We start from the raw sequence: 18,004 nt of genomic DNA, 5'->3' as shown, positions 1-18,004 counted from the left end.
AGGAGGCACGCATGACGCGACGCGACGTGGTGGTGGTCGGCTCGGGGCCCAACGGTCTCGCCGCGGCGGTCACCCTGGCGCGCGCGGGGCTGGGCGTGCTGGTCCTGGAGGCCGAGCCGACGGTGGGCGGCGGCGCGCGGACGCTGGACCTCGGCCTGGCCGACGGGATCACCCACGACGTCTGCTCGGCCGTGCACCCGATGGCGTGGGCGTCGCCGTTCTTCCAGGAGTTCGACCTGGCCGCGCGCGGGGTCGAGTTGCTGGTGCCCGAGGTGTCGTACGCGCAGCCGGTGCCGGGCGGGCGCGCGGGGATCGCTTACCGGGACCTGGAGCGCACGGTCGCGGCGCTCGGGGTGGACGGCCCGACGTGGCGGTCGCTGGTCGGCGGTGCCGCGGCCCCCGCGGTGCGCGTGGCGCTCGGGGACAAGCGATCGATCCCGGTGGTCGACCCGCGCGCTGCGCTGCGCTTCGGGCTCGGCGTGCTCGAGCAGGGCACGCGCGCCTGGGACCGGCGGTTCGTCGACGAGGTCGCCCCGGCGCTGCTCACCGGCGTCGCGGCGCACGCGATCTCCCCTCTGCCCTCGTTCGCGGCCGCCGGCACCGCGCTGCTGCTTGCCACGCTGGCGCACGCCGAGGGCGGCTGGCCGATCCCGCGCGGTGGGTCGGGCGCGCTCGTCGCGGCGCTCCGCGCGGACCTCGAGGCGCACGACGGCGTCATCCGCACCGACCACCGCGTGCGCCGGTTCGCCGACCTGCCTCCCGCGCACTGCTACGTCTTCGACACCACCCCGCGGACGCTGGTCGAGGTGCTCGGCACCAAGCTGTCCCCGCGGGCGCGCGCCGCCCTGGACGCGTTCCGGTACGGCGACGCCGCCGCGAAGGTCGACTTCGTGCTCGACGGTCCGGTGCCGTGGACGGTGCCCGAGGTCGGGCTCGCGGGGACCGTGCACGTCGGGGGCACCCGCGACGAGATGGCCCGGGCGGAGGGTGCCGTGGCGCGCGGCGAGCATGCCGACCTGCCGATGACGCTGGTCAGCGACCCGACGGTGGTGGACGGGACCCGGCTGGCGGACGGTCGGCGCCCGCTGTGGACCTACGCGCACGTGCCGTCCGGGTCGGACGTGGACGTCACCGAGGCGGTCACCCGGCACATCGAGCGGTACGCGCCCGGGTTCCGCGACGTCGTCGTCACGTCCCGGTGCACCCCGGCGTCCCGGATGAGCGAGCACAACCAGAACTACGTCGACGGCGACATCTCCGCGGGGGCAGCGAGCATCGGCCAGCTGTTCGCGCGGCCGACCCGGCGGTGGGACCCGTACTCCTCCGGACGCGACGGCGTGTACCTGTGCTCGGCGTCGACCCCGCCCGGGCCCGGCGTGCACGGCCTCGGTGGCTGGTACGCGGCGAAGCGGGTGCTGCGGGAGTTCGGCATCACCACGCTCCCGAGCCTGGCCCCCTAGCGTTCCCCGTACCGGGCGAGGGCCGCGAGCGACCCGGTGTCGACCCCCGCGAAGAACGCCGCGTCGGTGGCCTCGACCGCCGCGATCGCCTGGCGGGCCAGGGTCGCACCGGCGTCGGTCACGGTCACCACCTTGGCGCGCGCGTCCGACGCCGAGGCCTCGCGCCGCACCAGGCCCTTGGCCTCGAGGCGCGCGATCACGTCCGAGGTCATCTTCGGATCCGTCCCCGCCTGCGCGGCGACGTCGACCTGGTGCGGTGCGCCGCCGTGGCTCTCCAGCCACCAGGTGCAGGCCAGCAGCACGAACTGCACGTGCGTGAGGCCGAGCGGCGCGAGCGTCGCCGTCATCTCGCGCTGCCAGCGCAGGGTCGCGTGCCACAGGAGGAAGCCCGGGCTCTCGGCCGGACCGCCGGCGAACCTGGTCACGCGCGGGACCGGGCGGCCTCGAAGAGCGCCGTCATCGACGTGTCGAAGTCGCCGCTGATCTGCGGGCCGAGCTCGGGGCCGACCTCGTCGCCTGCGGGGCCGCCGATCTCCAGGCGGTGCGTGACCCGGGTGCCGCCGTCGACCTCGACGAGGGTGTGCCGGAAGACGAGCGTCACGTCGCCGTACTCGGTGAGGTCGGCGTACGTCTCGGGCTCCACCAGGTCGACGATCGTCGAGGTGAACGTGTCCTGGCCGACCGGCGTGACGGACACGGTGCTGCCGACGGCGAAGGGCCCGTGCAGCTCGAAGGTGTCCGCACCGTCGTAGGTCAGGGTGCCCCGGTGCAGGTCCTGCAGGGCGGCCCAGACGACCGGGCGGGGGAGCGAGGTCTCGGCGGTGTGCTCAGCGGTCCACATGATGACTCCTTCGATTTAGTCCGTGCAACGACTATAGGCGCACAGACTAAATCTCCGCAAGGCTCGGACGGACCGCCCCGACGGGGGTCAGTCGGTCGGGTTCAGGTTCGGCTTCGAGTCCACGCGCGCGGTGAACCGGGCCGTCCCACGGGTGGCCAGCACCCGAGCCATCGCGACGAGCGCGCCGGTCAGCGCGGCAGCCGCGACGACCTCGGACAGCCCGGCGTCGCCCTGGTCGTCGGCCTTCGGCGGCTTGTGACCCGTCTTGGCCTTCCACGCCTGCGCGAGCACCTGCTGGACCACGAACGCGGCGGCCAGGGCCGCGCCGGTGCCGATGAGCTTGGCAACGATGGACTGGGTCTGCTTGTCGTCCACGAGTGAGCCTCCGGGGTGGTCGATGGGTCTGGTCACGACCGTAGTCGGACGCGAGCGTCCCCGCTGCCCCGCGGCGGCGTAGGATCTGCGGCGAACGACAGGGGAGCGTCGGACCCAACGGTCTGGACGCTGAGAGTGCGGAGAACCGCAGACCCTCGAACCTGATCCGGTTGATACCGGCGTAGGGAGTCGGGAATCTCAGTCCTCGTGATCGGCCACCCGGCTGAGCGCGACGACCCCCTCCTTTGGCTATCGAGGAGGAGCATCACCCATGGCGAGGACCCACTCGCTCCGCATCGCCGCGGCGGCCGTCGCCGTCGCAGCACTGGCCGGCTGCTCGGCCATCGGTTCCGACGAGCCGAGCGCCAGCGCGTCCAGCGACACGGTCACCCTGGTCACGCACGACTCGTTCGCCCTGTCCGACGGCCTCCTGGCGGACTTCGAGGAGCAGACCGGGCTGACCGTCGAGGTCGTCCAGCCGGGCGACGGCGGCACGCTGGTCAACCAGCTGGTCCTCACCAAGGACGCGCCGCTGGGCGACGTGGTGTTCGGCATCGACAACACGTTCGCGTCCCGGGCGGTCGACGAGGGCGTCGTCGCGCCGACGACCACCGAGGCCGACGGCGTCTTCGAGGGCGCGCTCGTGCCCATCGACTACGGCGACGTCTGCATCAACGTGGACCACACCTGGTTCGCCGCGCACGGCCTGGCCGAGCCGGTGACGCTCGAGGACCTGACCGAGCCGGAGTACAAGGACCTGCTCGTGGTGCCCAACGCGGTGACGTCGTCGCCGGGGCTGTCGTTCCTGCTGGCGACCGTCGGCGCGTTCGGCGAGGACGGGTGGCAGGACTACTGGTCCGCGCTCAAGGCCAACGGCCTGAAGGTGGCCGACGGCTGGTCCGACGCCTACTACACCGACTTCTCCGGCGGGGGTGCCGACGGCCCGCGCCCGATCGTCCTGTCGTACGCGTCGTCCCCGCCGTACACGGTGCCCGAGGGCGGCACCGCGCCGACCACCGGGGCCCTGCTGGACACCTGCTTCCGGCAGACCGAGTACGCGGGAGTGCTGACCGGTGCCGCCAACCCGACGGGCGCGCAGCAGCTGCTCGACTTCCTGCGCACCGACGAGGTCCAGAACGACATCCCGGTGTCCATGTACATGTACCCGTCCAGCCCGACGGCCACGCTCCCGGTGGAGTGGGCGGCGTTCGCCCCGCTGGCCACCGACCCGTTCGAGGTGGACCCCGCCGACATCACCGAGAACCGCGAGGCGTGGCTGACCGAGTGGTCGGACGCGGTGATCGGCTGACCGTGATGACCCTGACGCTCGACCGTCCCGACGCCCCCGCCGCGGTGGCGTCGGGACGGTCGCGCGTCGTCGCGTTCTGGGTGGTGGCGGTCGCGGTGCCGCTGGTGTTCCTCGGGCTGTTCTTCGCGTGGCCCGTGGTCGAGATGATCGCGAAGGGGTTCGTCGTCGACGGGCACCTGGACCTCGGCGGGTTCGCGGACGTGTTCTCGCGTCCGCGCACCTGGCGGATCATCGGGCTGACGGTCGCGCAGGCTTCCTTGGGGACCCTGCTGTCGGTCGCGCTCGGCGTGCCCGGCGCCTACGTGCTCTACCGGCACACGTTCCGCGGGCGTGCGATCCTCAGGGCGTTCGTGACCGTGCCGTTCGTCCTGCCGACCGTCGTGGTCGGTGTCGCGTTCCGGTCGCTGCTGGTCAGCGGCGGGCCGCTCGGGTTCCTGCACCTGGACGGCACGTTCGCCGCGATCGTCGCGGCCCTCGTCTTCTTCAACTACGCCGTCGTCGTGCGCGCGGTCGGCGGGCTCTGGGAGCGGCTGGACCCCCGGGCGGAGCAGGCGGCGCGCGCGCTGGGTGCCTCGCCGTGGCGGGCGTTCCGGACCGTGACGCTCCCCGCGCTCACCCCCGCGATCGCGTCCGCCGCCTCCCTGACCTTCCTCTACTGCGCGACCGCGTTCGGCACCGTCCTGGTGCTCGGCGGGCTCCAGTTCGGCACCATCGAGACCGAGATCTGGGTGCAGACGACGCAGTTCCTCGACCTGCGCGCGGCCGCTGTGCTCTCCGTCGTGCAGCTGGTGGTGGTGGCCGGGGCGCTGACCGTCGCCGCGCGCGCCCGCTCCACGCGCGAGCGGGCCCTGGCGCTCACCCTCCCGGACGCGTCGGTGCGACCGCTGCGGCTGCGTCGGCCCGCGGGCATGCCGGCGGGCGACGGCCACGCCCTGACCCTCGTCGCGACCGTCGTCACGGCGGCGGTCGTCCTGCTGCTCGCCCTCCCGCTGGTCAACCTCGTGGTCCGGTCGCTGCGGACCGACGGCGGCTGGGGACTGGACCACTACACCGCCCTCGGCACCAGCGGCGGCGCCCTGACGGTGACTGTCTGGCAGGCGACCCTCAACTCGTTGCGGGTCGCGCTGGACGCCACGGTGATCGCGCTCGTGGTCGGGGGGCTGGTGGCGCTGGTGGTGTCCCGACGACCCCGCCGGGCGATCGGCCGGCGCGCGGTGGTCGGCCTGGACGCGCTGTTCATGCTCCCCCTCGGGGTGTCCGCGGTGACCGTCGGGTTCGGGTTCCTGCTGTCCATGCACCATCCGTTCGGGCTGCCGGTGGACCTGCGGACCAGCCCGGTGCTGGTGCCGATCGCGCAGGCGGTCGTCGCCGTGCCGCTCGTCGTGCGGACGGTCCTGCCCGTGCTGCGGGCCATCGACCCCCGGCTGCGCGAGGCGGCCGCCACCCTGGGCGCCGCGCCCGGTCGGGTGCTGCGGACCGTCGACCTGTCGATCGCCACCCGGTCGCTCGGCCTGGCGGTCGGGTTCGCGTTCGCCGCGTCGCTCGGGGAGTTCGGCGCCACGTCGTTCCTCGCCCGCCCGGACAGGCCCACGCTGCCGGTGGTGATCTTCCGGCTGATCGGGCGGCCGGGTCCGGACAGCTACGGCATGGCGCTGGCCGCGTCCGTGGTCCTGGCGCTGCTGACCGCCGGGATCGTCGCGGCCTGCGAACGACTGCGCGCCCCCGGCTCGGGGGGTGAGTGGTGAACGGTCTGTCGCTGCAGGGCGTCGTCGTCCGCTACGGCCCGACGACCGCGGTCGACGGCGTCTCCCTGACCGTCGCGCCGGGCTCGGTCGTCGCCCTGCTCGGTCCGTCGGGCTGCGGCAAGTCCTCCCTGCTGCGCGCGGTCGCGGGCCTGGAGCCGCTGGCCGCCGGCACGGTCGAGTGGGACGGGGTCTCCGTCGCGGGCGTGCCCGTGCACCGACGCGGCTTCGGGCTGATGTTCCAGGACGGCCAGCTCTTCGCGCACCGGTCCGTCGGCGGGAACGTCGCCTACGGCCTGCCGCGCGGGTCGTCCGTCGCGCCGCTGCTCGAGCTGGTGGGGCTGGGCGGCTACGAGGACCGTGCCGTGGCGACGCTCTCGGGGGGCGAACGTCAGCGCGTCGCCCTGGCCCGCGCCCTCGCGCCCGCCCCGCGGCTGCTTCTGCTCGACGAGCCGCTCTCCGCGCTCGACCGAGCCCTGCGCGAGCGCCTCGCCGTCGACCTGCGCGCGGCCCTCGTCGCCACCGGCACCACCGCGGTGTTCGTCACGCACGACCAGGACGAGGCCTTCTCGGTCGCCGACCGGGTGGCCGTGATGTCGGCCGGGACGCTGCTCCAGGTCGACGCGCCCGCGGACCTCTGGAGCCGACCGGCGTCGCGCGAGGTGGCGTCGTTCCTCGGCTACGAGGCGTTCGTCCCGCTGGACAGCCCGGCCGCCGCGCCGCTGCGCGAGGCCATCGGTGCCCCGCCGTCGTCCGCGACGCTGGCGCTGGCGGAGGGCGCGTTCGTCGTCGGACGGTCCGGCGTGGCCAAGGGCACGGTGCGCGGCGTCTCGTCGCGGCGCGGCCGGTCGGAGGTCCGGGTCGAGGTCGACGGCATCGGCGTGGTCACCGCGCTGGGGCCGGTCGGCGGGCGGTGGTCGGCCGGGGACGTCGTGGAGCTGGGCGTCGAGCCGGATGCGATGGCGGTCCTCGACGACTGATCGCGGTTGTGGTCGCGTCGGGCTACGGTCGGAGTGTCCGAGTGTTGGCGAGCACCGAGGTGATGGCGATGACGCTGGAGCTCCGTGAGGTCGTGTCGGTGGACGTCCCCGTGCCGCTGGGGACGGTCTGGTCCTACCTGCGGGATCCCGCGCTGGTACGCCGCTGGTACGGGTGGGACCACCCGGGGCTCGACGCCGAGATCCGGCAGGTGTTCGTCGACGGTGCCGTCGAGTCCCAGGACGTCGTCGGCGACGAGACGATCCACTCCCTGTCCCTGCCGCACCACGACAAGCTCACGCTGCGCTCGGCCGTGCACGAGCCCCACCACACCCACCTGACCGTCACCCGACGCAGCCACCAGGGCCTGGCCGTCTTCGACGGGGTGCGCGACGAGACCGACGAGGGCTGGATCGCGTACGCCCACCAGCTCCAGTTCGCGCTCAGCATCCACCCCGACCAGGACCGGCGGACCCTGAGCGTGTTCGGGCTCACCGCCGGGCCGCGGGGCGACCGGCTGCTCGACCGGGCCGGCCTGATGGGGATCCACGGGGTGCCCGTCGGCGGGCACGTGCAGGCCCGGCGCCCGGACGGCACCCTGCTCGGCGGCACCCTGATCTACCGGACGCCGCTCCAGTTCGGCCTGCGGCTGCACGGGATCACCGAGTCGTTCCTGGTGGTCATGGAGACGCCCGCCGGGATCGCCCCGCCGTACGGCACCGTCGACGCCATCCTGTCCACCTACGGGATCGACGACGCCACCCTTGCCGAGGTCGAGCACCGCTGGTCCGGCTGGTGGCAGCAGTCCGTGCCGCACTTCCAGACCGGCACCGCCCACGTCAGCTCAGCTTGAGCTGCCACTCCCCGGAGCCGCCGGCGGGCCGGAACCCGAGCGCCACGTTGATGGCGAGCATGTAGGAGTTCTCCTCGGCGTTCCACGTCCCGACGCGCCGCACCGCGGGCCGCTCGGCGGCGAGGCGCTGGAGGTTGGCCGTCTTGACCAGCATGCCGAGCCGCTTGCCGCGGTGCTCCTTGAGCACGAGCGTGTCCGTCTGGTGCACGAACTCGTCGCTGTTGGGGATCGGCATGAAGCAGGTGAACGCCGCGAGCGTGTGCGTCGGGACGTGCTCGGCGGCGAGCACCAGCAGCGGCAGCCCGCGCTCCTCGTACTGCTTCTCGTACGTGCGGATCCGCTCGGCTTCCCACACGTCCTCCTCGAGGTCGAGGCCGCCCAGCGGGGCATCCGTGCTCATCCGGGTGTTCAGCAGCGCGTACTCGTCGACCCACTCCTCGGGCACGTGGCTCTGCCAGGTCACCAGGCGGTAGTCGGGTCCGGCGTGCGCCTCCGCCTCGGCATGGTGCTTCGCGATGAGCTCCGGGTCGAAGGGCAGGTCGAACACCGAGTACCGGTCCACCTGCTCCAGGGCGAACCCGCGCGCCAGCAGGAACCGCGGCCCGTCCTCGTCGACCGCCACGCGCCCGGCACCTGTCGTGGCGGCGAGCGTGCCGGGGCCCTCGGGCGGCTCGGTGTGCTGGTCGGTGGAGGCCGTGACCTGCGAGCGGCCGGCGTCGCGGACCAGCGCCAGGCCGGCGTCGAAGAGAGCCGACCCCACACCCTGGCGGCGGTAGGGCGGCCGAACGCCCACCTCCACGTGGCCCGTGTGCGTGTTGTCCTGCAGCGGGAGGTTGATCATCGCGTAGCCCAGCACGCGGTCGGGGTCCGGGGCATCGTGCGCGTCGTCGGCCACCGCGACCAGGCGCGGCTTGCTCTCGTACGTCTGGTCGTGCATCGATCCCAGGATCTCGGTGGCGGTGCGCTCGAAGTCCCGGTGGCCCCACGCGGCCAGCAGGCAGTCGTTCATCGCGCCCGTGTAGCCGTGCAGCAGCCACGCCTCGGGCGCGTCCGTCGTCTGGGACACCGGCACCTCTCGGATCGACCACGTCGTCGTCATGTCGTCCACGATCCGCCCGTCGGCACGGTGCTGGCGAGACCTTTTCGACGACGTCGCTACGCTCGCCGGATGGTGTGGTGGGAGATCGTCGGCTGGATCGGCTCGTTGCTCGTCATCATCTCGCTCACGCAGGCCAGGGTGCTGCGCTTCCGGGTGATCAACCTCGTGGGCGCGGTGATCGCCACGGCGTACAACGTGGTGATCGAGATCTGGCCGTTCGCGGTGATGAACGGCGTCATCGCGATCATCGACGTCTACTGGCTGGTCCGGCTCCAGCGCGAACGCCACGACGCCCTGGTGTACGGGGTCCTCGAGGTGCCGTCCGACGACGCCGTCCTCCAGCACCTGCTCGTGTCGCACTCCACGGACATCGCCCGGTTCCACCCGTCCTTCACCGCCACCGATCCGGCGCCGTCGGCGTCGTTCGTCGTGGTCCGCGGCGACGAGCTAGTGGGTGCGGTGGTGGTCCGGTCGGCCGGCGACGGGGTCGGCCGCGTGGACCTCGACTACGTGACGCCCCGGTACCGGGACTTCACGCCCGGGGAGTTCGTGTACCGGGACAGTGGGGTGTTCGCCGCGCACGGGTTCCGTCGCCTGGTGGTGGGCGGCTCGCCCGCGACCGAGGCGAAGGCGTACCTGGAGCGCGTCGGCTTCCGGCCCACCGCCGACGGATGGGAGCGCGAGGTCCCGACGGCCGCGTAAGTTTCCGTGCGTCCGCTAGCATGAGTTCGGTAGGCCGAACTTTCCGGGGTGGGGCATGGTCAGCAGCGCGACGGACGACGCCGTCCAGGTCGGGACGCCACGGCGTCGTCGTACCCCGCTGCTGCTCGGACCGGCGTTCGTCGCCGCGATCGCGTACGTCGACCCGGGCAACGTCGCCGCCAACCTCACCGCCGGCGCGCGGTACGGCTACCTGCTCCTGTGGGTGCTCGTCGTGGCGAACGCGATGGCCGTGCTGGTCCAGTACCAGTCCGCGAAGCTCGGGCTCGTCACCGGGAACTCCCTGCCGGGGGTGCTCGGGCAGCGGATGCGGCGGGGGCCGCGCCTGGCGTTCTGGGCGCAGGCCGAGGTGGTCGCGGCGGCCACCGACATCGCCGAGGTGGTCGGCGGCGCGATCGCCCTGAACCTGCTGTTCGGCGTCCCGCTCCCGCTCGGCGGGCTGATCGTCGGCGTCGTGTCCATGCTGCTGCTGGCCACCCAGAACCGGTACGGGCAGCGGCGCTTCGAGTACGTCATCGTGGCGCTGCTCGCCGTCATCAGCATCGGGTTCCTGGCGGGGCTGTTCGTCTCGCCCCCGTCCGCGAGAGGCATTCTCTCCGGTCTGGTGCCTCGGTTCGACGGCACCGACTCGGTCCTGCTCGCCGCCTCGATGCTCGGCGCCACGGTCATGCCGCACGCGATCTACGTGCACTCGGCCCTGGTCCGCGACCGGCACGGCCGCGCCTCCGGGTCCGCGCTGCACGGGCTGCTGCGCTCGACCCGCTGGGACGTCGGCGCCGCGCTGGTGGTCGCCGGCATCGTGAACATCGGCCTGCTGCTGCTCGCCGCGTCCGGGCTGCGCGGCGTCCCCGGCACCGACTCGATCCCCGGCGCCTACGACGCCATCGTCGCCGCGCTGGGCATCGGCATCGGCATCGCGTTCGCCATCGGCCTGCTGGCGTCGGGCCTGGCCTCCACCTCGGTCGGCGCCTACGCGGGCGCGACGATCATGGAGGGGCTGATCCACCGCCGCATCCCCCTGCTGGTCCGCCGCGTGGTCACCCTGATCCCCGCGATCGTGCTCCTGGCCCTCGGCGCCGACGCCACCTGGACCCTGGTCCTGTCGCAGGTGGTGCTCAGCTTCGGCATCCCGTTCGCGGTCATCCCCCTGGTCGCCCTGACCCGGTCCCGCGCCGTCATGGGCGAGCACCGCAACGGCCCCTGGCTCCACGCGACCCTGCTGCTGGTGGTCACGCTGGTGGTCGCCCTGAACGTCACCCTGCTGGTCCTGCTGCTGCTGAGCTGAGGGCGCACGCCTGCGCGGCCGGGCCTGTAGCCCGCCCGCCGCCAGCACTCGCCAGCGAGAACGTGCCTTCCCATCGAGAACGGCAGTTTGACGGCACGTTCTCGCGCGAGACGCACGTTATCGAGCAGCCGATCAGGCGAGAGCGGGGCGGGGACGCAGCCGCTCCGTCACCGCGTGCGGGAGGAGCGGGGCGACGCGCGCAGCGATCGAACCCGGTAGTCGGAAGTCCTCGCGGGTCACTCGGACCACCCTCCAACCTGCCTCGAGCACGGCGTCGTGGCGCCGCTTCTCACGCACGAGCTCCTCCGCGCCTCGCTCGAGGTACTTCGTCCGTCCGTCGTACTCGACGAGCACCCGCCACTCCTCCCACCCGAGGTCCGCCCAGAACGTCCCGAGGCGCGTCTCGACGGGGATCTGCGTCTGCGGGACGGGGAACCCCGCTCGGAGGAGCGCATACCGGCTCGCGCTCTCCCAGGGCGACTCGGCGCCACCGTCGGCGAGCTCCAGCACGGCCCGTGCGCGCGCGACTCCCCGGCGACCGATCGCGGCCGCAGCCTTCTCGTGCAACTCAGCGAGATCGAGCCCTCGGTGGAGTGCGCCGTCGGCAACCACGAGCCCACCCAGGGGCCGCATCGTCGACACGCTGTCCCAGACCGTACGGGTGACGGAAGTAGCGGGCACGGAGCCCAGGACGACGACCCTGTCCTCCGCCGGCGGCATAGGAACATGGCGCACGACGTCGCGCCGGCGTCGACCGCTCGGTGACGAGCGCTGGTAGAGGTGCGTCGTCGTGTCCAGCAGCCAGAGGGGAAGACCGTGCAGCAGCGCGGCCGAGGCGTGGCTGAAGCAGTGGTCGACGGACGTCTGCGCGTGCACTCCAGCGATGAGTGCCAAGGCGTCGTCACGGCGCCTGACGGTTCCATCGCGTGTCGGGACGTAGATGCCACGGCCCAGGCGTCGCCACTCGTCCGCGGACACCATCAGGGCCGGCACGTGACCGGGGACGTCGTGAGCCAGATGGACCGTAGGGAGTAGGAGCGGGGCTGCGTTCGTTGGCGAGGATCCCGGGCGACGAGGCATCGATCGAGACTCGGTGCATCGGCGGGCCGGCGGAGGGTCGCACTCCTTGTCGGTGGATCGTGTGCGCCACTGCGGGGCTTGTGGACGCCTCGACGAGCGCCGCGAGAACGTCACCATCTCGCGAGAACGGCACTTCATAGTGCCGTTCTCGCGAGGTACTGCCGTTCTCGAGCGCCGACGGGGGTCAGGGGTCAGGGGTCCAGGGATGTCAGGCGGGACTGGAGGTAGGTGCGTTCTGTGGGGTTGGTGACCAGGGTCAGGGCTGCGCGGTAGGCGTCGGCGGCGGCGGAGTGGTGGCCGGCGCGGGCCAGGAGCTCGGCGCGGACCGCGGGGACCCGGTGGTGGCGGGGGAGGGCGTCGTCGAGGCCCTCCAGCAGCTGCAGGCCGGCCTCGGGGCCCGACGCCTCCGAGACCGCGACCGCGCGGGCCAGGCGGACGACGGGCGAGCCGGTGAGGGCCTCGAGCTGGGCGTAGAGGTCGGCGATGACGGACCAGCGGGTGTCCGCGGACGTGGGGGCCGTCGCGTGCTCGGCGGCGATGAGGGCCTGGAGGCGGTACTCGTTCGCGAGCCGGGTCTGGTGGCCGGGCGCGGTCGGGTCGGCCGTCGGAGCGGTCGAGCCGGCATCACGGGTGGCCAGCGACTCCAGCAGGGCGACGCCCTCGGTGATCTCGTCGCGGTGCCAGCGGGAGCGGTCCTGGTCGGGGAGCAGGACCAGCGCACCCGCGGCGTCCAGGCGGGTGTCGCGGCGGGAGTGCTGCAGGAGCAGCAGCGCGAGCAGCGCGCGGACGACAGCGCGTCCGGGCAGCAGGTCGTCGAGCACGCGCAGCAGCCGGATCGCCTCGTCGCCGAGGTCGACCCGCAGCGGGACCGCGCCCTCGCCGGGGTGGTACCCGGACGTGAAGGCCAGGTAGACGACGGTCGCGACGACGTCCAGGCGTTCGTCCAGCCGGGCGGCAGCGGGTGTCGCGAAGGGGATGCCGGAGGACGCGAGCCGCTTCTTCGCGCGGGTCAGCCGCGCGGCCATGGTGGACTCCTGGACGAGCAGGAGCCGGCCGATCTCGGTGGTGGTGAGGCCGACGACGAACCGCAGGGTCAGGGCGACGCGGTCGTCGGGTGCGATCGCGGGGTGGCAGCAGGCGAAGATCAGCCGGAGCTGCTCGTCGGCCACGTGGGCACCGGGGTCGACGGCGGCCGCGGCGGCGGCGCGCATCTCGTCGTCGACCACCATCAAGGGTTCCTTCCGTCGCTGCACCGCCTCCGAGCGCAGGCGGTCGAGGACTCGGCGGCGCGCGGCCGTGAGCAGCCACGCGCCGGTGTTCGTCGGCACCCCGTCCACCGGCCAGTGCCGCGCGGCCGACTCGAACGCGTCGGAGACGGCGTCCTCCGCCAGGTCGGGCCGCGCGAACTGGCCGATGAGCAGGCCGATCAGCCGGGACCAGTGGTCCCGCCAGGCGTCGGCGAGGGCGGTGTCAGCAGGGGTCACCAAGCGGGTCGCACCTCGAACGTTCCGGTCGTGGGCAGGGACTCGAGCACCACGTCCAGGTCCGGCGCGTCGAGCACCTGGATCCCGGTCAGCGCCGACGTCGGGCCCTCGAACGCGCCGTCCCGCAGGGTGCGGTCCTGCACCGACGTCGCCGTGTCCACGGAGCCCAGTGTGATGCCGGCGGGCAGCTCGGCGGACCCGAACGCGAGGACGACGAACCTCACGAGGCAGAGACGGCGTCGACGCCGTCCACGGGGACGCCGTCGACGAACCGCACGGTCGGCCTGATCTCGACGGACTCGCCGTTGAGCACCAGCGCGCTGACCGCCTCGGTGAGAGCGTCCAGCGAGGTGCGGGCCACGAGGTAGAACCCCGCCACCTGCTCCGCCGTCTCGGCGTAGGGGCCGTCGGTGACGACCACCCCGGCGCGGCCGTCGGACCGCAGCGACCGACCCCGGGAGGCGGCTCCGAGGGCGCGCGTCGTGACGATCTCCCAGCCCCGCTCGGCGCAGTGCTGCTGGAACCCGAGGTGGGCGGCCCACGCGCGATCGCGTTCCTCGTCGGTCAGCTGGGCGTCGTGCGCGTCGTCGCGGTGGAGCACCACGGTGAACTCGGCCATGTCATCTCCTAGGAGGTGGGAGGACGCCTGGTGCGTCCCGCTGCCCCGATGACGCGCGGGCGGCGGGGGGATCGACAGATCTACATCTGCATGATCTCGCGGACCTCGATCGTGTACTCGGGCAGCAGCAGGGCGTGCTTCAGCACCGACTCGCGGTCCGGCGCGGTGACCAGGTAGAAGCCACCCAGCTGTTCGGCGGTCTCCGCGAACGGGCCGTCGGTGATCTCCGCGTCCTCGCCCGCCCGGCGCAGGGTGACGGCGGTCGTGACGGACTGGAGCGCCTCGCCGGCCAGGAACGTCACGCCGAACTCGGCGGCCCGCTCGTCGTACTCGCCGTGCTGCCGGTAGTACTCGGCCCTCGTCGCCTCGTCGGCCGCGGCCCAGTCCCCCTCGGCCGCGTACATCAGGAGGAGGAACGTCTGCGTGCTCATGACTCGTGCACGATCACGGGACGCAGCTCGGCGCCGCCGCCGTCGGTGAGCAGCAGCTCGCCGGTAAGCCGCGCGAGACCCTGCACGTCATCGGTCTCGATGACGTAGTAGCCGCCGAGGTGCTCGGCGAGCTCGACGAACGGGCCGTCGGTGACCTCCAGCCTGCCCTCCGACGCGCGGACCGTCACCGCGTTCTTGGAGAAGCCGAGCTCCTCGCCGCCCAGGATCTTGTAGCCGCGCTCGTCGCACGCGTCCGAGTACGCCTGGTGCTCGGCCATGATGCGGTCGCGGACCTCGGGGGACGCGTTCTCCCAGAACGCCTCGTCGCCCCACAGCAGCACTGTCCACCGGTCGGTCATGTCGTCGTCTCCCTCATGCGTCCACTGTGCCGGTCGGGGTGATGACGCGCGAGGGTTCTGAAAATCGACAGGTCTTGACAGGCAAGTGGATGCTTGCCTATACAAGAGGCGTGGCAGCCGACATCTACAAGGCCCTTGCCGACGCCACGCGCCGCGCGATCCTCGACGAGCTCCAGGAGCGCGACGGGCAGTCCCTGTTCGAGCTCTGCACCCGGCTGACCATGCGGCACGGGCTCGGGTCCACGCGCCAGGCCGTCTCGCAGCATCTCGACGTGCTCCAGGAGGCCGGGCTCGTCACGGTCCGCCGGGAGGGCCGCTACAAGTTCCACCACCTCGACACCAGGCCCCTGCGCGAGATCACCGCGCGCTGGCCCGCCCCCGACGAAGGAGAGCCCTCATGATCCATCTCACCGTGACCAGCGTGTTCGTCGACGACCAGCGCAAGGCCCTGGACTTCTACACGGGCGTGCTCGGCTTCGTGCCCAAGAACGACATCCCGCTCGGCGGCGAGGACCGCTGGCTGACCGTGGTGTCCCCGGCCGCCCCGGACGGCGTCGAGCTGCTCCTCGAGCCCAGCAGCCACCCCGCGGTCGGCCCGTACAAGGCGGCGCTGGTGGAGGACGGGATCCCGGCCGCGTCGTTCGGGGTGGACGACCTCGCCGCCGAGTACGAGCGGCTCACGGCGCTCGGCGTGCGGTTCGTGCAGCCGCCGACGGACATGGGGCCGGTCATCGTCGCGACGCTGGACGACACCTGCGGCAACCTGGTCCAGCTGGCGCAGACGACGCTCGGCTGAGTCAGAACCCGTCCGGGGGAGCGAGCGACTCGCGGATCTCGGCGACCTCGCCGGTGCCCCTGATGAGCTCGCCGACGAGCGCGGCCAAGCCCTCGGCGTCGTCGGTCGCGATCCGGTAGATGCCCGCGAGAACCTCCGTCGGCTCGGCGAACGGCCCGTCGGTCACCGACACCCTGCCGTCCCTCAGCCGCACGACGCGCGACACGGAGTGATGGAGCTCGGCGCTGTCGCGGATCTCGTGCCCGGCCTCCGCGCAGGCCTTCCCGAAGGTCTCGTGCACCCGGTACCCCGGCACGCGGTCGGGTGCGTCGTCGCCGTGCCAGACCGTCTGGTCGCCGTACAGCGCCACGATGTACTCGGTGGTCATGGTCGTCCTCTCGTCGTCGGTCGTGCGCATGACGCGCGCCGGCGGGTGCGATCGACAGAGTCCCACGGTGGCTCTGAGGGCGATGTATCGCTAGGGGTTGTCAAAGATCTATCGACGATATATCTTTGAGTCATCCGGTCGAGATCGCGAGACCTCCCGGATCCGCGACAGGGCCACCTCGGCCCCGCGGACCACATCCTCAAGGAGACATCCCATGCGACACCCTCACTCCCACTCCGACGGCCGCTTCGCCGGCCCCTCGTTCGACACCACCGACCCGACCGCCTCGCGCGGCCGCAACCGTCGCCGCCGTGGCGACTTCCCCGAGGCCCCCTACGAGGAGGGCTTCGACCCTCGGCGTGGCGGACCCCGCGGCGCCTTCCCGCACGAGCTCCACGAGCACCGCGGCCGCGGCTTCGGGGGACCCGGCTTCGGAGGTCCCGGCTTCGGCCCCGGCGGGCCGCGCGGCTTCGGCGGACCCGGTGGCCGCGGCCCCGGCCGTCGCGCCGGGCGCGGTGACATCCGCGCCGCGATCCTGCTGCTCCTGGCCGAGGAGCCCATGCACGGCTACCAGCTGATCCAGCAGATCGGCGAGCGGTCGGGCGGCACGTGGCGACCCAGCCCGGGCGCCATCTACCCCGCGCTCAACCTGCTCGAGGACGAGGGCCTGGTGGCGATCACCGCCGAGTCCGGCCGCAAGATGGCCACCCTCACCGAGGCCGGTGGCACCTACGTCACCGAGAACGCCGAGCAGCTCGGCAGCCCGTGGGAGGACGCCGCGAACCGGCCCGCTTCTCCGGGTCGCGCGCTGCGCGGTGCCCTCGAGGCGCTCGGCGCGGCGGCCCACCAGGTCGCCCGTACCGGCACGGACCAGCAGGCGACCACGGCGCTCGAGGTCCTCGACCGCGCCCGCCGGGACCTGTACCTGATCCTGGCCGGCGAGGCGACGCCGACGCCCACCCCGGAGGACTGACCTCCGCATCCCGACGAGGCACCCCCGCGATGGCGGGGGTGCCTCGTCGCGTCACGACGACCGCGCGCCGGCCGGCGTCCGGAGCTCCGCGGCCGCCCACCCGAACCCGACGACGGTCACGACGGCCAGCGCGCCGAGCGCGGGGACGGCCGCGAGCAGCGGGACAAGGGCGAGGGTTAGCGCGGCGCCGACCAGCCGGGCGACGGGCCAGCGCGACCCGGCGGAGCGCAGGAACACGGCGGTCCCGACGAGGTACGTGGCGACCCCGCCCGCGAGCGCCGCTGCCCCGAACGTGCCGAACGCCTCGGGCGACCCCACGTCCGCCATCGCCACCTCGACCCCGAGGGCCGCGACGACCACGCCCGCGATCAGCACGTAGTGCAGGTAGGTGTACGCGAGCGTCGCGTACTCGGCACGAGGGACCCCGTCGAGCCGCGCGAGGGCGTGCTCGGGGCCGTCGGCGGACCGTAGGAAGTAGACCCACCACAGGACGAGCGCGAGCGCGATGCACAGGGCGGCGCCGGCGATCACGGGTGCGCCGATCGGCAGGCGCGAGGCACCCACTCCGATCGCGACGACCGACTCGCCCAGCGCCAGGATGACGACCAGGCCGTACCGCTCGGCCCAGTGCGAGGGCGAGTGCAGCCTCCAGTCACCGCCCCAGCCCGTCAGGAGCGTCAGCCCCACGTCCCAGACCAGGGCGCCGAGCCAGATCCAGGTCTGCGCGGGCTGACCGACGAGCGCGCCGACCACCAGCAGGACGATCGACGGCAGCATCGCGACGAACTGCGTCAGCAGCACCTGCCGCTGCAGAGCCCGGTCGCCTGCGCCCGCGACGAGGTACAGCGAGGTGTGGACCACGCGCACGACGGCGTACGCGACGACGAGCACGAGCGGCCCGTCCAGCCCGCCGGGGAGGTCCTCGAACGACTCCGGGACGGCCAGGGTGGCGACGAAGATCGCGGCCATCGCGACCGCCATCCCCACGCGGAGGACGCCCTGGTCCGCGGGGGACTGGTTGGCGAGCCAGCTGTACGACGTCCACGTCCACCAGAGCAGGCCGAGCACGATCAAGGCCTGGAGCACGCCGAGCCCGGAGTGGGTCTCCGCCATCAGGTGGCTGACCTGCGTGAACGCGAAGACGTACACCAGGTCGAAGAAGAGCTCGAACGTCGTGACTCGGTGCCCCTCGTCGGAGGTCCGCAGACCGAGGCGTCGGATCACGGGCCTACC

General features: G+C 73.0%; 22 protein-coding genes and 1 riboswitch. Of the genes, 10 read left to right on the top strand and 12 right to left on the bottom strand.

The features are described 5' to 3' along the window. Positions 1-11: 11 nt before the first annotated feature. On the top strand, positions 12-1,460 hold the full coding sequence (locus ACO06A_RS07315) for a phytoene desaturase family protein (RefSeq protein ID WP_421735360.1): 1,449 nt from the start codon (positions 12-14) through the stop codon (positions 1,458-1,460). Here ACO06A_RS07315 and ACO06A_RS07310 read toward each other — a convergent pair. The 3 genes from ACO06A_RS07310 to ACO06A_RS07300 form a co-directional block, all read right to left on the bottom strand. Continuing rightward, the gene (locus ACO06A_RS07310; RefSeq protein WP_421735359.1) at positions 1,457-1,885 is read right to left on the bottom strand and encodes a MarR family winged helix-turn-helix transcriptional regulator; all 429 of its coding nucleotides are present in this window, start codon (positions 1,883-1,885) and stop codon (positions 1,457-1,459) included. The two genes, ACO06A_RS07315 and ACO06A_RS07310, sit on opposite strands and share 4 nt — an antisense overlap. Further along, the gene (locus ACO06A_RS07305) at positions 1,882-2,301 is read right to left on the bottom strand and encodes a polyketide cyclase (protein WP_421735358.1); all 420 of its coding nucleotides are present in this window, start codon (positions 2,299-2,301) and stop codon (positions 1,882-1,884) included. The genes ACO06A_RS07310 and ACO06A_RS07305 overlap by 4 nt, the downstream gene beginning before the upstream one ends. Positions 2,302-2,388: 87 nt before the next feature. Beyond that, complete coding sequence (locus ACO06A_RS07300) at positions 2,389-2,712, bottom strand: DUF4235 domain-containing protein (RefSeq protein ID WP_421735357.1); 324 nt, start codon at positions 2,710-2,712, stop codon at positions 2,389-2,391. A 53-nt stretch (positions 2,713-2,765) separates the two neighbouring features. Next, a riboswitch (TPP riboswitch) is annotated at positions 2,766-2,881 on the top strand. A 66-nt stretch (positions 2,882-2,947) separates the two neighbouring features. Between ACO06A_RS07300 and ACO06A_RS07295 the strand changes: the two genes are divergently transcribed. The 4 genes from ACO06A_RS07295 (at position 2,948) to ACO06A_RS07280 (ending at position 7,558) form a co-directional block, all read left to right on the top strand. Beyond that, a complete protein-coding gene (locus ACO06A_RS07295) occupies positions 2,948-3,985 on the top strand; it encodes a thiamine ABC transporter substrate-binding protein (protein ID WP_421735356.1) in 1,038 nt (345 codons plus the stop codon). A 5-nt stretch (positions 3,986-3,990) separates the two neighbouring features. After that, a complete protein-coding gene (locus ACO06A_RS07290) occupies positions 3,991-5,730 on the top strand; it encodes an ABC transporter permease (RefSeq protein ID WP_421735355.1) in 1,740 nt (579 codons plus the stop codon). After that, complete coding sequence (locus ACO06A_RS07285) at positions 5,727-6,707, top strand: ABC transporter ATP-binding protein (protein WP_421735354.1); 981 nt, start codon at positions 5,727-5,729, stop codon at positions 6,705-6,707. The genes ACO06A_RS07290 and ACO06A_RS07285 overlap by 4 nt, the downstream gene beginning before the upstream one ends. Positions 6,708-6,775: 68 nt before the next feature. Continuing rightward, positions 6,776-7,558 carry a hypothetical protein gene (locus ACO06A_RS07280; RefSeq protein WP_421735353.1) on the top strand — a complete coding sequence of 261 codons (783 nt, stop codon included), beginning with the start codon at positions 6,776-6,778 and terminating at the stop codon, positions 7,556-7,558. On the opposite strand, the gene ACO06A_RS07275 is transcribed toward ACO06A_RS07280, so the two are convergent. Then, entirely contained in the window at positions 7,545-8,657 is a 1,113-nt protein-coding gene (locus ACO06A_RS07275) for a GNAT family N-acetyltransferase (RefSeq protein WP_421735352.1), read from the bottom strand. The two genes, ACO06A_RS07280 and ACO06A_RS07275, sit on opposite strands and share 14 nt — an antisense overlap. A 69-nt stretch (positions 8,658-8,726) precedes the next feature. Here ACO06A_RS07275 and ACO06A_RS07270 point away from each other — a divergent pair, with 69 nt between their 5' ends. After that, positions 8,727-9,359, top strand: coding sequence for a hypothetical protein (locus ACO06A_RS07270; RefSeq protein ID WP_421735351.1), 633 nt, complete (start codon positions 8,727-8,729; stop codon positions 9,357-9,359). 55 nt (positions 9,360-9,414) lie between these two features. Continuing rightward, on the top strand, positions 9,415-10,662 hold the full coding sequence (locus tag ACO06A_RS07265) for an Nramp family divalent metal transporter (protein ID WP_421735350.1): 1,248 nt from the start codon (positions 9,415-9,417) through the stop codon (positions 10,660-10,662). Between the two features lie 132 nt (positions 10,663-10,794). Here ACO06A_RS07265 and ACO06A_RS07260 read toward each other — a convergent pair whose 3' ends face one another. The 6 genes from ACO06A_RS07260 to ACO06A_RS07235 all read right to left on the bottom strand — a co-directional run bounded on the left by ACO06A_RS07260 (position 10,795) and on the right by ACO06A_RS07235 (position 14,635). Continuing rightward, positions 10,795-11,556 carry a hypothetical protein gene (locus tag ACO06A_RS07260; protein WP_421735349.1) on the bottom strand — a complete coding sequence of 254 codons (762 nt, stop codon included), beginning with the start codon at positions 11,554-11,556 and terminating at the stop codon, positions 10,795-10,797. Between the two features lie 377 nt (positions 11,557-11,933). Beyond that, on the bottom strand, positions 11,934-13,229 hold the full coding sequence (locus ACO06A_RS07255) for an RNA polymerase sigma factor (protein WP_421735348.1): 1,296 nt from the start codon (positions 13,227-13,229) through the stop codon (positions 11,934-11,936). Beyond that, entirely contained in the window at positions 13,223-13,450 is a 228-nt protein-coding gene (locus ACO06A_RS07250; RefSeq protein ID WP_421735347.1) for a hypothetical protein, read from the bottom strand. The genes ACO06A_RS07255 and ACO06A_RS07250 overlap by 7 nt, the downstream gene beginning before the upstream one ends. Further along, positions 13,447-13,845 carry a YciI family protein gene (locus ACO06A_RS07245; protein ID WP_421735346.1) on the bottom strand — a complete coding sequence of 133 codons (399 nt, stop codon included), beginning with the start codon at positions 13,843-13,845 and terminating at the stop codon, positions 13,447-13,449. Before ACO06A_RS07245 ends, ACO06A_RS07250 begins: the two co-directional genes overlap by 4 nt. An 80-nt stretch (positions 13,846-13,925) precedes the next feature. Next, positions 13,926-14,276: a YciI family protein gene (locus tag ACO06A_RS07240; RefSeq protein ID WP_421735345.1), complete on the bottom strand. Its 351-nt coding sequence runs from the start codon at positions 14,274-14,276 to the stop codon at positions 13,926-13,928. Next, positions 14,273-14,635 carry a YciI family protein gene (locus tag ACO06A_RS07235; RefSeq protein ID WP_421735344.1) on the bottom strand — a complete coding sequence of 121 codons (363 nt, stop codon included), beginning with the start codon at positions 14,633-14,635 and terminating at the stop codon, positions 14,273-14,275. The genes ACO06A_RS07240 and ACO06A_RS07235 overlap by 4 nt, the downstream gene beginning before the upstream one ends. A gap of 110 nt (positions 14,636-14,745) precedes the next feature. Between ACO06A_RS07235 and ACO06A_RS07230 the strand changes: the two genes are divergently transcribed. Both ACO06A_RS07230 and ACO06A_RS07225 read left to right on the top strand, forming a co-directional pair. Then, positions 14,746-15,036 carry an ArsR/SmtB family transcription factor gene (locus tag ACO06A_RS07230; protein ID WP_421735343.1) on the top strand — a complete coding sequence of 97 codons (291 nt, stop codon included), beginning with the start codon at positions 14,746-14,748 and terminating at the stop codon, positions 15,034-15,036. Continuing rightward, on the top strand, positions 15,033-15,431 hold the full coding sequence (locus ACO06A_RS07225) for a VOC family protein (protein ID WP_421735342.1): 399 nt from the start codon (positions 15,033-15,035) through the stop codon (positions 15,429-15,431). Before ACO06A_RS07230 ends, ACO06A_RS07225 begins: the two co-directional genes overlap by 4 nt. Position 15,432: 1 nt before the next feature. Here ACO06A_RS07225 and ACO06A_RS07220 read toward each other — a convergent pair whose 3' ends face one another. After that, positions 15,433-15,798: a YciI family protein gene (locus tag ACO06A_RS07220; RefSeq protein WP_421735341.1), complete on the bottom strand. Its 366-nt coding sequence runs from the start codon at positions 15,796-15,798 to the stop codon at positions 15,433-15,435. Between the two features lie 214 nt (positions 15,799-16,012). Between ACO06A_RS07220 and ACO06A_RS07215 the strand changes: the two genes are divergently transcribed. Next, positions 16,013-16,771 (top strand): PadR family transcriptional regulator, encoded by a 759-nt coding sequence (locus tag ACO06A_RS07215; protein ID WP_421735340.1) that lies wholly within the window; start codon positions 16,013-16,015, stop codon positions 16,769-16,771. 51 nt (positions 16,772-16,822) lie between these two features. Here ACO06A_RS07215 and ACO06A_RS07210 read toward each other — a convergent pair whose 3' ends face one another. Beyond that, positions 16,823-17,995: a low temperature requirement protein A gene (locus tag ACO06A_RS07210; protein WP_421735339.1), complete on the bottom strand. Its 1,173-nt coding sequence runs from the start codon at positions 17,993-17,995 to the stop codon at positions 16,823-16,825. Between the last annotated feature and the right edge of the window lie 9 nt (positions 17,996-18,004).

It is taken from the genome of Cellulomonas sp. (assembly GCF_965229465.1).
GTDB lineage: Bacteria > Actinomycetota > Actinomycetes > Actinomycetales > Cellulomonadaceae > Cellulomonas.
This window is presented reverse-complemented; position numbering and strand designations above follow the sequence as displayed.

Coding starts and splice junctions, on each gene's coding strand:
- ACO06A_RS07305 (WP_421735358.1), bottom strand. CDS start 2,301: ATGTGGACCGCTGAGCACACCGCCGAGACCTCGCTCCCCCGCCCGGTC.
- ACO06A_RS07245 (WP_421735346.1), bottom strand. CDS start 13,845: ATGGCCGAGTTCACCGTGGTGCTCCACCGCGACGACGCGCACGACGCC.
- ACO06A_RS07315 (WP_421735360.1), top strand. CDS start 12: ATGACGCGACGCGACGTGGTGGTGGTCGGCTCGGGGCCCAACGGTCTC.
- ACO06A_RS07275 (WP_421735352.1), bottom strand. CDS start 8,657: ATGACGACGACGTGGTCGATCCGAGAGGTGCCGGTGTCCCAGACGACG.
- ACO06A_RS07220 (WP_421735341.1), bottom strand. CDS start 15,798: ATGACCACCGAGTACATCGTGGCGCTGTACGGCGACCAGACGGTCTGG.
- ACO06A_RS07235 (WP_421735344.1), bottom strand. CDS start 14,635: ATGACCGACCGGTGGACAGTGCTGCTGTGGGGCGACGAGGCGTTCTGG.
- ACO06A_RS07280 (WP_421735353.1), top strand. CDS start 6,776: ATGACGCTGGAGCTCCGTGAGGTCGTGTCGGTGGACGTCCCCGTGCCG.
- ACO06A_RS07215 (WP_421735340.1), top strand. CDS start 16,013: ATGCGACACCCTCACTCCCACTCCGACGGCCGCTTCGCCGGCCCCTCG.
- ACO06A_RS07290 (WP_421735355.1), top strand. CDS start 3,991: ATGACCCTGACGCTCGACCGTCCCGACGCCCCCGCCGCGGTGGCGTCG.
- ACO06A_RS07265 (WP_421735350.1), top strand. CDS start 9,415: ATGGTCAGCAGCGCGACGGACGACGCCGTCCAGGTCGGGACGCCACGG.
- ACO06A_RS07240 (WP_421735345.1), bottom strand. CDS start 14,276: ATGAGCACGCAGACGTTCCTCCTCCTGATGTACGCGGCCGAGGGGGAC.
- ACO06A_RS07295 (WP_421735356.1), top strand. CDS start 2,948: ATGGCGAGGACCCACTCGCTCCGCATCGCCGCGGCGGCCGTCGCCGTC.
- ACO06A_RS07225 (WP_421735342.1), top strand. CDS start 15,033: ATGATCCATCTCACCGTGACCAGCGTGTTCGTCGACGACCAGCGCAAG.
- ACO06A_RS07270 (WP_421735351.1), top strand. CDS start 8,727: ATGGTGTGGTGGGAGATCGTCGGCTGGATCGGCTCGTTGCTCGTCATC.